The organism is Diaminobutyricibacter sp. McL0608, from assembly GCF_039613825.1.
Taxonomy (GTDB): Bacteria; Actinomycetota; Actinomycetes; order Actinomycetales; family Microbacteriaceae; genus Diaminobutyricibacter.
Map to the genome: position 1 here is coordinate 736,028 of NZ_CP154826.1, position 12,343 is coordinate 748,370.

Annotated in this window: 12 protein-coding genes; 6 read left to right on the top strand and 6 right to left on the bottom strand. The window is 68.3% G+C overall.

Annotated features, from left to right (window positions below):
• Positions 1-59 precede the first annotated feature (59 nt).
• The gene (locus tag AAYO93_RS03460; RefSeq protein ID WP_345763623.1) at positions 60-593 is read left to right on the top strand and encodes a GNAT family N-acetyltransferase; all 534 of its coding nucleotides are present in this window, start codon (positions 60-62) and stop codon (positions 591-593) included.
• A gap of 28 nt (positions 594-621) precedes the next feature.
• Here the strand turns inward: AAYO93_RS03460 and AAYO93_RS03465 are convergent, their stop codons facing one another.
• On the bottom strand, positions 622-1,590 hold the full coding sequence (locus tag AAYO93_RS03465) for an NADP-dependent oxidoreductase (RefSeq protein ID WP_345763624.1): 969 nt from the start codon (positions 1,588-1,590) through the stop codon (positions 622-624).
• Positions 1,591-1,831: 241 nt separating this feature from the next.
• Here AAYO93_RS03465 and AAYO93_RS03470 point away from each other — a divergent pair, with 241 nt between their 5' ends.
• A complete protein-coding gene (locus AAYO93_RS03470) occupies positions 1,832-2,584 on the top strand; it encodes a DUF998 domain-containing protein (protein WP_345763625.1) in 753 nt (250 codons plus the stop codon).
• On the opposite strand, the gene AAYO93_RS03475 is transcribed toward AAYO93_RS03470, so the two are convergent.
• From AAYO93_RS03475 to AAYO93_RS03495, 5 genes are all read right to left on the bottom strand, one after another.
• Positions 2,568-3,200, bottom strand: coding sequence for a YqaJ viral recombinase family protein (locus AAYO93_RS03475; protein ID WP_345763626.1), 633 nt, complete (start codon positions 3,198-3,200; stop codon positions 2,568-2,570). The genes AAYO93_RS03470 and AAYO93_RS03475 overlap by 17 nt on opposite strands.
• Positions 3,201-3,204: 4 nt before the next feature.
• Complete coding sequence (locus AAYO93_RS03480; protein WP_345763627.1) at positions 3,205-4,257, bottom strand: Gfo/Idh/MocA family protein; 1,053 nt, start codon at positions 4,255-4,257, stop codon at positions 3,205-3,207.
• A 781-nt stretch (positions 4,258-5,038) separates the two neighbouring features.
• The gene (locus tag AAYO93_RS03485; RefSeq protein WP_345763628.1) at positions 5,039-5,779 is read right to left on the bottom strand and encodes a ThuA domain-containing protein; all 741 of its coding nucleotides are present in this window, start codon (positions 5,777-5,779) and stop codon (positions 5,039-5,041) included.
• Complete coding sequence (locus AAYO93_RS03490; RefSeq protein WP_434056666.1) at positions 5,776-6,939, bottom strand: Gfo/Idh/MocA family protein; 1,164 nt, start codon at positions 6,937-6,939, stop codon at positions 5,776-5,778. The genes AAYO93_RS03485 and AAYO93_RS03490 overlap by 4 nt, the downstream gene beginning before the upstream one ends.
• 59 nt (positions 6,940-6,998) lie before the next feature.
• Positions 6,999-8,192 carry an ROK family transcriptional regulator gene (locus AAYO93_RS03495; protein ID WP_345763629.1) on the bottom strand — a complete coding sequence of 398 codons (1,194 nt, stop codon included), beginning with the start codon at positions 8,190-8,192 and terminating at the stop codon, positions 6,999-7,001.
• A gap of 140 nt (positions 8,193-8,332) precedes the next feature.
• Between AAYO93_RS03495 and AAYO93_RS03500 the strand changes: the two genes are divergently transcribed.
• The 4 genes from AAYO93_RS03500 to AAYO93_RS03515 are packed head-to-tail and all read left to right on the top strand — an operon-like array spanning position 8,333 to position 12,319.
• Entirely contained in the window at positions 8,333-9,076 is a 744-nt protein-coding gene (locus AAYO93_RS03500; protein WP_345763630.1) for a sugar phosphate isomerase/epimerase family protein, read from the top strand.
• Complete coding sequence (locus AAYO93_RS03505; RefSeq protein ID WP_345763631.1) at positions 9,073-10,188, top strand: Gfo/Idh/MocA family protein; 1,116 nt, start codon at positions 9,073-9,075, stop codon at positions 10,186-10,188. The genes AAYO93_RS03500 and AAYO93_RS03505 overlap by 4 nt, the downstream gene beginning before the upstream one ends.
• Positions 10,189-10,193: 5 nt before the next feature.
• The gene (locus tag AAYO93_RS03510) at positions 10,194-11,288 is read left to right on the top strand and encodes a Gfo/Idh/MocA family protein (RefSeq protein WP_345763632.1); all 1,095 of its coding nucleotides are present in this window, start codon (positions 10,194-10,196) and stop codon (positions 11,286-11,288) included.
• A complete protein-coding gene (locus AAYO93_RS03515; protein ID WP_345763633.1) occupies positions 11,285-12,319 on the top strand; it encodes a sugar phosphate isomerase/epimerase family protein in 1,035 nt (344 codons plus the stop codon). Before AAYO93_RS03510 ends, AAYO93_RS03515 begins: the two co-directional genes overlap by 4 nt.
• The last annotated feature ends 24 nt before the right edge of the window (positions 12,320-12,343 follow it).

Here is a 12,343-nt window from a genome sequence, read left to right on the forward strand (position 1 = left end):
CGAACTCCTGTATTACGAACGAGGCTCCGTGAGGATGCGCGGCTCGCTACAGTGAACGGATGACCGTGAACGTCCGACCGGCGACCGCCGAGGATGCGTCTGCGCTCGCTGCCGTCGCAGCCGTGACGTTCCCGCTCGCCTGCCCGCCGCATACGACCGACGAGGCGAAGGCACAGTTCATCGCGACCGTGCTCTCGGAAGAACGCTTCGCGGGCTATCTCACAGACCAGGCCCGGGATCTGCTCATCGCCGAGAGCGAGGACGGCACGGCGATCGGCTACGCAATGCTGGTCAACGGCGAGCCCGCGGATCCGGATGTTGCCGGCGCGATCCGTGTCCGGCCGACGATCGAGTTGAGCAAGTGCTACGTGCTCCCCGGCCACCACGGCGAGGGGGTCGCGGGCCTTCTGATGCGGGCGAGCATCGACGCCGCGACCGCCCGCGAGGCCGAGGGGATCTGGCTCGGCGTCAACGAGGAGAACGCGCGCGCGCAACATTTCTACGGCAAGCACGGGTTCGAGCGCGTCGGTTCGAAGCGCTTCCTCGTCGGCGACCGGCTCGAACACGACTGGGTGATGGAACGCGCGCTCTGATCGCGCGACGCGCCCACCGCGCCCGACGTCAGCCCTCGGCGACCTTGAGCACGAGTTTGCCCCGGGTGTGTCCCAGCTCCAGCATGCTGTGCGCGTCGGCGACTTCGTCGAGGTCGAAGATGCGGTCGACATGAACGCGTACGGCGCCCGACTCGAGCAGCCGCGCGACGACGGCCAGGCTGTGCCCGTCGGGAGCGACCTTGAACGCTGTCCCGCGCACGCCGGCCGCCGCCGCCTCTTCGGCGAAGGTGGGCCAGCTGCCGGTCGGAACATTCACGATCAGGCCGCCCGGGCGGAGCACGTTCAACGAGCGCGACCCGGTGTCGTCGTGCACATTGCCGACCAGGTCGATGACGACATCCACCTCAGACACGACGTCCTCGAAGCGCGTGTTCGCGTAGTCGACGACTTCGGATGCGCCGAGCTCGCGCAGCCAGCCCAGGTTGCGTGCCGAGGACGTCGCGATCACGTACGCGCCGAAGTATGAGGCGAACTGCACCGCGAAATGACCGACGCCTCCGCTGCCGGCGTGGATGAGCATCCGCTGCCCTTCGTGCGCCTTCGCCACCTCCACGACCATGCCCCAGGCGGTCAGCGCGGCGACCGGTGCCCCCGCCGCCTCGATGTGCGAGAGCGTGCTCGGTTTGCGCACGACGCTGATGCTCGGGACCGTGACGTATTCGGCATATGCGCCGCCGAACCGCGGGACCATGACCATGCCGAACACCTCGTCGCCCGGTTTGATCGGGTGCGCTTCGTACGGAGACTGCACGACGACGCCGCTGAAGTCCTGGCCGAGGATGCTCGGGAAGTTCCGGATGGCCCCAAAGACGCCGCGACCGGCGCGCGTCTTCGCATCGATCGGGTTCACGCCCGCCGCGACAACCTTGACCAGGAACTCGGCGCTCACCCGATCGGGGACGGCGAAGTCGGCCACACGGAACACGCCCGGCTCTCCGGGCCCATCGATGACGGCAGCCCGCATGGTTTCGTGCATGAATCGTCCCCTCGTCGTCACCACTGACAGTCCGGGCCGTCATTCGGGCCGCGCCACGTGTCGTATCCCAGTCAAACCCGCCAATGCGTCACCCGTGTTACGGGGGCGTCACCGGTTGTGAACAATCCGTTTCGGATACCCCCTCTCGGTGTCTGCACGAACCGCTCAGGTCTGCGCGTTACGATTCTTCGAAACGCCGGACGGATCCGCCGCCGGCACGTCGCCGGCGAGGAGTTCCAGGGTGAGAGGTCTGTCGGTTCCGCTGGCCCGTGCGTGGCGGCGGCTGACCCCGGCGCTCGTGGTGTTCGGCACAGGGACCGTCCTCGCGGGTCTCGCGATCATCTGGGCCGCGCGGTTCACCGTGCCGTACCCGGTCTACGTCAGCGAACTGGGCGCGGTGGGCGCTCCGACGGCCGGTGCCTTCCAGGTGGCGCTCGTCTGCGTCGCAGCGGGCGGGATCGCGATCGCGCTCGCCGTCGGCCATGCCCGGTCGGATGCACGCATCCTGAATCGCTGGATGCCGGCGGTCACGATCGGTTTCGCCGGCCTCTGTTTCGCGGTCGCCTCCCAGGTCACCTGCACGTCGACCTGCCCGGTGCCTCTCGTCGATCCGCGTTCGACCCCGCAGGACCTCACCCACACCGTGTTCGCCGTGCTCGGCTTCGCTGCCGCCTGTTACGCGATGCTCCAGGTCGCCTTCTCGCGCCGCAGACCGCGCGTCGCCCGGTTCTCGTTGGTGAGCGCGATCGCGGTGGGAGTGATCTCCGGTGCCGGCGGCCTCCTGGCACTGGTCCATGTCGCCGTCGATTTCGGTTCATGGCTGGAGTTCGGGGGCATGACCGTGGCGATCGCGTGGCTTGCGACGTACGGCCTCGCGCTCATCGTCGAGGGCCGCGACCCCGAACTCGCCGTGCGGACCGAGCGGGATGCGCACGAGCGGATGCGCGCCGAAGCCTCGTGGCCGGGGCCGTCGGGGCTCAGCGAGTCCGCATAAGCGTTGCGAGCAGCTGGTCGGCGAGGTGGACCAGGATCGCGATCTCGTTCTCGTCGCGGTCGACCCAGCGGCATTCGGGCTCGCTGCCGATCGGTACGAAGTCTTCGTGCTGCTCCCAGACGAGCAGCGTGCGCTCGGCGCCGAGGACGTACTGCTGCCACCAGACCTGCCGCAGGTAGTTGCGGGGGATGCTGCGCCAGCCTTTGTTCGTCGTCTTGATCTCGGCGAGTTCTATGGCGCCGGTGTCGCGGACCACGAGCCCGTCCGGCGTCGCCAGGTGCCGTCGGCTCGCTTCGGCGTGGAAGAGCGCGTCGCTGGGCTGGATCCCGTAGTTGGCTTTCACCCAGGATGCGATCTGCGGTTCGCGCGCCCGCCCGTGCTCGGTGTAGACGTTGCCCGTGAAGCCTGTTCCGTGCAGCTTGTCGAGCGCGGCGTTGTGCACGGATCGCGGGGTCGACAGCTTGGCGACGTCGGTCGCAGTGATGCCCCGGCTTCGCGCCCGCAGCCAGGCGATACGGTCGCTCGCACGAGCCACGATGCGGGTCTCGTACGAGAGATGGGCGGGTTTCGCCGTCACGTCGACCTCCCAGGGGAAGGTCAACATCAGGTCGGTCACCTGTCTATTGTGCCCCGCCGGCAGCGCTCCGGTAGCCTACCTGGCGGCGTGCCTCGTCGATCGTCTGGAGTGTCGTGATCGCTTCGTCCAACGGATGGAGCGGCGAGTCGGTGAGTCCGTCGGTGACGTAGCGCGCAAGTGCCGCCGCCTCGTACGACATGCCCTGCCTGTACGGTCTCCCGAACGGGTCGGCCCAGTGCAGGACGGTGCCGCCGGAACCGTGGAATCGGATGCCGCTCGGTCCCCAGAACGGCGAGTCCGTCTCGATCCTCCCTGCGGTCCCACTGATGCTGCCGAGGGATGGCGTACCCGACAGAAGGCTGGTGCTGAGGAGCGCCTGGCCTCCGCCGGGCGAGGTGAGTACAAGGGCGACCTGGGCATCGACGCCGGTCGGCGCGAGCTCTCCCGTCGCGATGACGCTCTCGGGAGCGCCGAGCGCGAACGACGCCCAGGACACGACGTAGACGCCGATGTCGAGCAGTGCGCCCCCGGCGAGAGCGGGGGCCCACAGCCGGCCAGCGGGATCGTAGGCGGCGGCCCCGCCGAAGTCGGCGGTGACGACTTTCACTTCTCCGAGCATCCCGTCGGCCAGCAACTGCCGGGCGATGTCCGTCTGCGGCAGGTACCGCGTCCACATCGCCTCCATGGCGAAGACGCCTGCCGCCCGCGCCGCTTCGGCGATGCCTCGCGCCTCCGCGGCCGTCACGGCCATCGGCTTCTCGATGAGCACGTGCTTGCCTGCCGCGATGACCAGGTGCGCATGGGCGGCGTGCTCGCTGTGCGGCGATGCGACGTAGACGACGTCGACGTCGGGGTCGGCCACGAGTTCTTCGTAGGAACCGTAGGCGCGTTCGAAGCCGTGGCGGGCCGCGAACGCCGCTGCGCGCTCGAGCGTGCGCGATCCGACAGCGACGACCTGCTGGCGGGTGTGGGCACGGAGTGCATCGACGAAGTCGTTCGCGATGACTCCCGGCGCGAGGATTCCCCAGCGGAGGGGAGGCGCGTCGGCCGGATCGGTGTGGCGGGGTGTCGGAAGGGTTTCGATGGAGTTCGTCACCCTGCCAGTCTGGCCGATCGGGCGCGCCTCGCGCTCCTCTGCGGTCGTTCGGTAGGTCTGCACCCCGCTCGCGCAGCGGCAATCGTGACAAACGCGCGCAGTCGCAGGTGGATGCCCGCAGACTGTTCACGCCTCGGGCATATATGCGCTACGGTGGGAGGCGAGTCACCGCGATGGTGATTCGCCTCCAGGCCGGGGAGCGCGGCACAGTTCCCCCCTCCGCCATCAGTGGTGCGCCCCGGCCTGGCTTTGCGACCCGTCGGCGGCCCGGTTTCCTCACCCGTTCAGGAACCAGTCCGCCGACGGGTTCGAGACCTCGGGAAATAGAAGGAATGCGTAACCGTGAAAACAAAGAATCGTCGGATCGTGGATTAGTCCCGTTCTCCCTGTGTGTCCTCGTGTCCCTTGCAGCACTGTGTGGTTGTTCGAGCACGTCATCGCCTTCAACGGGGACTCACACGCCAGACGAGAACGTCACCGTTCCCGCGTTCTCTGGCCCATGGGCCAGCGAATTCATTGCTGCTTACCGGATGGCTGCCTCGGATTTTGAGCGGATTGCACTGTCCGATGGGACTATTTCCGCTGCGGAGTTCGCAGAAAAATGGAGAACAGATACATCAGCTGCCTCGAGGCTGGTGGCCTAACCTCAACCGGGACGCTCCCGGCATGATGTTTCCCTTTTTTGACCCTGATATGGGCACGAAGGCACTGACGACATGCAAGGCCGATCCCTTCGACTTGCTGACGACAACACCATGAAGGATCAAACCCGTTCGGCTGTTCAAGGATGTGGCAGGAACCAGTCCGCCGACGGGTTCGAGACCTCGGGGAGGCGTCGTTCGCCCTCGGCTGGCGCCGCCCAACGCACGCCATTGGCCAGCACGCGCCTCACCTGCGGGTGGAAGTACACCGGGTACTCCTGGTCGCCCGGGCTGAAGTAGAAGATCCGTCCGCGGCCCCTCGTGAACGTCACCCCGGAGCGGAACACCTCGCCGCCCGTGAATGAACTGATGAACACGAGGTCGTCCGGCGTCGGGATGTCGAAGAACTCCCCGTACATCTCCTGGTGGTCGATCACGATCGGCTGTTCGACTCCCTGGGCGATCGGATGGGCGGGCGCGACCGTCCAGACCACCTCGCGTTCTCCGTCGTTGCGCCAGGCCAGCGAGCAGGTCGTCCCCAGCAGCCGGGTGAAGATCTTCGAGAAATGGCCGGAGTGCAGCACGATGAGGCCCATCCCACCGAGCACATGCCTGCGCACCCGCTCGACCACCTCGTCGTCGACCTGGTCGTGGGCGATGTGCCCCCACCACAGGAGCACGTCGGTGCCCGCGAGCACCTCCTCGCTGAGCCCGTGCTCCGGATCCGCCAGAGTGGCGGTGCGGATGCGCGCCCCGTCGAGCAGGCCGGCCAGACCATCCGCTATCGCACCATGGATCCCGTCGGGGTAGATCGCCGCGATCTCGGGCTGGGTGGTCTCGTGCACGCCTTCGTTCCAGACGGTCACGCTGAGTGCGCTCATCGTTCTTCTCCCTTCGAGGCCGAGGCCGAGTCCGCTGCCGCTGCGGTTGCGGATGTGGCCGGTGCGGAGCCGAGGACGACCTCGGCTCCCGCGGCGGCGGATTCATAGCAGGCGTCGATCACGCGCGCCCGTTCGAGGGCGAGGGACCCGTCGTACTCTGCCCAGTGCTCCGTGTCGCGGACATGCTCTACGAACGTCTCGACGACCGCGCGGTGTCCGCGCCCGGGGTCGGCCTTCACCACGACGTCTTCGCTCGTCTCGTCCTGGCCGGTGAAGATCGTCAGCTCGCCGACCGGCGCGTAGTCGACCACCCGCAGGTCCGCGCCGCCTTCTGTTCCATAGATCGTGATCCCGAATTCGTCGCCCGCAGGCCGGTACGCCGCCCAGCTGGTCTCGATCATCAGTGATCCGCCCCCCTCGAGCCGGAGCAGCACGCTCGCGAGGTCCTCGACCTCATAGGCGGAGCCCACCTGCTGCTTTCCTGCCACAGCGCCGCCGAGCCCGCGCGTTCCGAGCTCGGCGTGCGTCACCGCAGACACCGCGGTGACCCGGGGTTCGCCGAAGAGATGCAGCGCATAGTCGAGAACGTGCACGCCCAGGTCGATCAGCGGGCCGCCGCCGGCCATCTCTCGGTTCGTGAACCAGCTTCCGAGTGCCGGGATGCCCGCGCGGCGCAGCCAGATCGCCCGGCCGTGGTAGGGGCGGCCGATGGTGCCCGCGTCGATCGCCGCCTTGAGGGCTTCGATGTCGCCGCGACGCCGATGATTGAATGCGATCTCGAGCACGCGGCCGGCCGAGCGCGCCGCATCCACCATCGCCTGCGCCTCCGTCGCGCTGCGGGCGATCGGCTTCTCGCAGAGCACGTGAAGCCCCGCTTCGAGTGCACCGATGGTGATCGGGGCGTGCAGGAAGGTCGGGACCGCCACGCTCACGACGTCGAGGTCGCCCTCGGCGACCAGATCCTTCCAGTCCCGGTGGAGCCGTGTCACGCCGAAGCGTTCGCCGAGCTCCTCACGCGCGTCGTCCTCCATGCCCGCGAGCGCGACGAGTTCGACGCCGTCGAGCGAAGCGAACGCATCCATGTGCTGCTGGCCCGCCCATCCGAGCCCCACTACTCCGACGCGGAGCGCCGGCTTCCTGTCCTGCGGCTTCGTGCTCACGACGAATCCTTCCGTGTGCCTGTTGTGTGATCTGTGCCCGCGGGGCGGCCGGAATACGGCTAGCGCCGGACGGGCGTGGAGTGCGCGACCTCGGGGTCGAGAACGTGCTGGATGACCATGATGGCCGCCCCGAGCACGCCGCCGGTCTCGCCGGCCTTCGACTGGGTGATGGTCACATGCTGGGTCGCCAGCGGCGTCGACCGCTGGTAGACGACTTCGCGGACACCGGCGAGCAGCTGTTCGCCGACGCGGGAGATGCTGCCGCCGACGACGACGACAGACGGATTGAGCAGGTTGACACAGGTGGCGACGACCTCGCCGAGGTCGCGACCGGCCTGGCGGATGGCCTGCAGGACGACGGGATTGCCCGTTCGGGCGAGAGTGACCACGTCTTCGCTGGTCGAGGCCGGGATGCCGGCGGCACTGAGCGTCCGCGCGATGGCCGGGCCGCTGGCGAGCGCCTCGAGGTCCGCATCTTTCGCACTGTGACTCGCGGTCTCGGCGGTGAAGGGCACGCGCACGTGCCCGAGGTCGCCCGCCGAGCCCTGTGCGCCTCGCTGGAGGCGGCCGCCGGTGATGATGCCGGCGCCGATTCCGGTGGCGACCTTCACGAAGAGCAGGTCGGACTGGTCGCGCCACGCCGTCGCCTGCTCGCCGAGCGCGAGGAGGTTGACGTCGTTGTCGACGAGTACGGGCACGTCATCGAAGGATGCGCCGACGAAGGCGGGGATGTCGAAACGGTCCCAGCCGGGCATGATCGGGGGATTGATGGGCATCCCGGTCGAATGTTCGACCGGTCCGGGCACCCCGATGCCGATACCGATGAGGTCGTCGACCGGACGGCCGCTCTCGGCGACCAGCCGCTTCGCCGTGGAGAGCGCCCAGCTGAGCACGGGTTCGGGCCCGTCTTCGATCGCGAGCGCGCGTGATTCGCTGTGGAGGATCGTGCCCGCCAGGTCGGCGATGGCGACGACTCCGTGGGTGGCGCCGAGGTCGATGGCCACGACCATACGCGACTGCGGCCGGAACGCGATGCGCGCCGGTGGTCGCCCTCCGGTCGAGACGGCGTCGCCGGCCGGGCTGATCAGGCCGGAGGCCGCAAGCGAGTCGATGCGGGTCGAGATCGTCGAGCGGGCGAGCCCGGTGAGTTCTGCGAGCTGGGCACGGGTGCGCGGCACGCCGTCGCGCAGGATGGCCAGCAGCGACGCGGCTTCGGGCGCCACGAGGGGCCGTTCCCGCACGATGTCGCTCATGGAGTCATTGAATCACATTGTCTTCGCCGGCACAGCAAAAGATGGCGATCTTCAGGCGACTTTTGATTGACAAGCGACAGAAGTCTGCTTGAATGGAGGAACGCGCAGCGCGCATCCAGCAACACTCGACGAGGAGAATCGTGACGCAGTCCAAACTTTCCGTACAGCTCTACACCGTGCGGGAACTTCTACAAGAAGACACGGCCGGAACGCTCAAACGTCTTGCAGACCTCGGTTTCACGCAGGTCGAACCGTTCGCATTCGTCTCCTTCGGTGACGCACTCGCGCAGGGGCTCGCAGACGCCGGGCTCTCCGCGCCGACCACGCACCAGAGCTTCATCGGGAGCGAGACCGCGCCGGTCTTCGAGGCCGCGAAGGCTCTCGGCATCGAGACCGTCATCGACCCGTATGTCGCGCCCGAGCGATGGACGCAGAAGGCAGACATCGACGACACCGCCGCGAAGCTGAACGCCGCTGCCACGGTCGCGGCCGACTACGGCGTGAAGGTCGGCTACCACAACCACGCCCACGAGATCGAGAACACGGTCGACGGAGTCACCGCCCTCGAGTACTTCGCCGGGCAGCTCAGCGACAACGTCGTGCTCGAAGTCGACACCTACTGGGTCGCCGTCGGCGGCCAGGACCCGGTGGCCCTGATCAAGCGACTGGGTGACCGCGTCGTCGCGCTCCACATCAAGGACGGTCCTGCGACCACCGAGACCAAGGACCAGGTCGCCGTCGGCCAGGGCTCGCTGCCCATCGCCGACATCATCGCTGCCGCACCGGATGCCCTCCGCGTCATCGAGCTCGACGACTCGCGCGGCGACCGCTTCCAGGCCATCGCAGACAGCTACACCTTCCTCACCTCGCAGGGACTCGCATGAGTGCGGCGGCCACCGGAACCGTCGGCGTCGGCGTCATCGGCGCCGGCGTCATCAGCAGTGAGTACCTCAAGAACCTGACGACGTTCCCCGACCTCGATGTGCGGTTCATCGCAGACATCGACGAGGGGCGGGCGCGTAGCCAGGCCGCGGCGTTCGGCGTGCCGGGGGCGGGCTCGGTCGACGAGCTGCTCGCCGACGACTCCATCGAGATCGTCGTGAACCTGACGCTTCCCAAGGTGCACGTCGAGGTGGCGCTGAGGGCGCTCGCGGCGGGCAAGCACGTCTGGAGCGAGAAGCCGTTCTCCCTCGACCGCGAGAGCGGACGGGAGCTGCTCGACGCAGCCCACGCCGCGGGGCTACGCGTCGCCACTGCGCCCGACACCTTCCTCGGCGCCGGTGTCCAGTCTGCCCGTCGCCTTATCGAGAGCGGCGCGATCGGCGCACCGCTCACGGCGCTGACGCTCATGCAGAGCCCCGGCCCGGAGTCCTGGCACCCGAACCCCGACTTCCTGTTCCAGGAAGGTGCCGGGCCGCTCTTCGACATCGGCCCGTACTACATCACGACCCTGGTCCAGCTGTTCGGCCCGGTGGCCAAGGTGAGCGCAGCCGTTTCGAAGGCACGCGAGACGCGGATCATCGGCTCCGGTCCCCGCGCGGGCGAGGAATTCACCGTGACCGTTCCCACGCACGTCAGTGCGCTCTACGAATTCGAGAGCGGCCAGACGGCGCAGTGCGTCTTCAGCTTCGACTCGAAACTGTCTCGGACCCAGTTCGAGGTCGCGGGCGCGGAGGGAACACTGGTCGTCCCCGATCCGAACACATTCGACGGTGACCTCCTCATCCACCGCGGGCGCGACGACCTCGAGACGATCCCGGCCCACGGGTCGACGACCACTCGCGGCACCGGTGTGCTCGAACTCGCCCGGGCGATCCGCGCCGGTCGCCCCGAGCGCGCATCCGGCGAACAGGCGTACCACGTGCTCGACGTGATGGTCTCGACGATCGAGGCCGGAACATCCGGAACTCCCGTCGTGATCGAGAGCACCGTCGACGTCGCGCCCAGCCTGCCCGAGGAGTGGGACCCGCGGGCGTCCACGCTCGCGGGAGCCTGACCCTGATGGGAGCCGACCAGCTCGGCATCGCCATCGTCGGCGGCGGGTTCATGGCGACCGTGCACTCCCGGGCGGCCAGGGCCGCCCGGGCACGGCTCGTCGGGGTCGCGTCATCGACGCCGGAGAAGGCGGCGACGGCAGCGGATGCGCTCGGGATCGCGACCGCGTACGCATCCCTCGACGCACTGCTCGACGACGACGCCGTCGACGTCGTCCATGTGACGACGCCCAACGCCCTGCACGCCGAGCAGACCATCGCCGCGCTCGCCGCGGGCAAGCACGTTGTCTGCGAGAAGCCGCTGGCGACCACGGTCGCCGACGCCGAAAGGATGGTCGGGGCCATCGGCACGAACATCGCGACGGTGCCGTTCGTCTACCGGTTCCATCCGATGGTGCGGGAGGCGCGGGCGCGCTTCCGTGACGGCACGGCTGGCACGGTGCTGAGCATCCACGGATCGTACCTGCAGGACTGGCTCCTCGGCGCGGACGACGACAACTGGCGGGTCGACACGGACCAGGGCGGCCGGTCGCGGGCCTTCGCCGACATCGGGTCCCACCTGGTCGACCTCGTCGAATTCGTCAGCGGCGATCGGGTGGCGCGTGTCGCCACGACGAAGAAGACGGTCTTCGCCGACCGTGCCGCGCACCACGGCATCACCACCGAAGACGCGGTCGCCGTCGTCCTCGAAACGGTGTCGGGTGCCATCGGGACCCTTCTCGTCTCGCAGGTCGCGCCGGGGCGCAAGAACCGGCTCCACCTCGAGATCGCGGGAAGCGCGGAAAGCGTCGCGTTCGACCAGGAGCACCCGGAGACGCTGTGGGTCGGCAGAAGGGGCGGCAGCCTGCTCATTCCGCGCGATGCCGACCAACTCCACGACGACGCCGCGCGCCTGTGCGTCGTGCCGGCCGGACATCCACAGGGCTACCAGGACGCGTTCAACGCGTTCGTCGCAGACACCTATGCCGCGATCGGCGGCGACACCCCCGACGGACTGCCGCAGTTCGCAGACGGACTGCGCGCAGTGCGCGTGACGGATGCGGTCATCGACGCGGCCGAATCGGGCTCCTGGATCGAGATCGAGAAAGGATCACGCTCATGACTGAAGGCTCCACCGAACTGAAGTCCACGCATCCGGTCACGCTGTTCACCGGGCAGTGGGCCGACCTGACGCTCGAAGAGGTAGCCAGGCACGCGAGCGAGTGGGGCTACGACGGCCTCGAGATCGCGTGCTCCGGCGAACACCTCGACGTGTGGCGCGCTGCCGAGGACGACGACTACCTGCAGGGCCGGCTCGACATCCTCGACCGCTACGGCCTCAAGGTCTGGGCGATCTCGAACCATCTCAAAGGCCAGGCTGTCTGCGACGACCCGATCGATTTCCGCCACCAGGCGATCGTCGGCTCGAAGGTCTGGGGCGACGGCGATCCGGAAGGGGTGCGGCAGCGTGCGGCCGAAGAGCTGAAGCTGACCGCGAAGGTCGCCCGGCGCCTCGGCGTGGACACGGTCGTCGGCTTCACCGGTTCGAAGATCTGGCCCTACGTCGCGCAGTTCCCGCCGGTGCCCGCCGACGTGATCGACGCCGGCTACCAGGACTTCGCCGACCGCTGGAACCCCATCCTCGACGTGTTCGACGGCGAAGGGGTGCGGTTCGCGCACGAAGTGCACCCGTCGGAGATCGCCTACGACTACTGGTCGAGCGTGCGGTCGCTCGAGGCGATCGACCACCGCGCTGCGTTCGGCTTCAACTGGGACCCCAGCCACATGATGTGGCAGGACATCGACCCGGTCGGATTCATCGTCGACTTCAAGGACCGCATCTACCACGTCGACTGCAAGGACACGCGGCTGCGGCCGAAGAACGGGCGGGCCGGCGTGCTCGGGTCGCACCTGCCGTGGGGCGATCCGCGCCGCGGCTGGGACTTCGTGTCGACCGGGCACGGCGACGTTCCGTGGGAGGACTCGTTCCGCGCGCTCACGTCCATCGGCTACACCGGCCCGATCTCGATCGAGTGGGAGGACGCCGGGATGGACCGCCTGCACGGCGCCGAAGAGGCCGTGGGGTACATCCGCTCCCTCCTGTGGAAGCTGCCCACCGCATCCTTCGACGCCGCCTTCTCGAACCAGGACTGATCGCCGAGCACAGGGTTGTTCCCG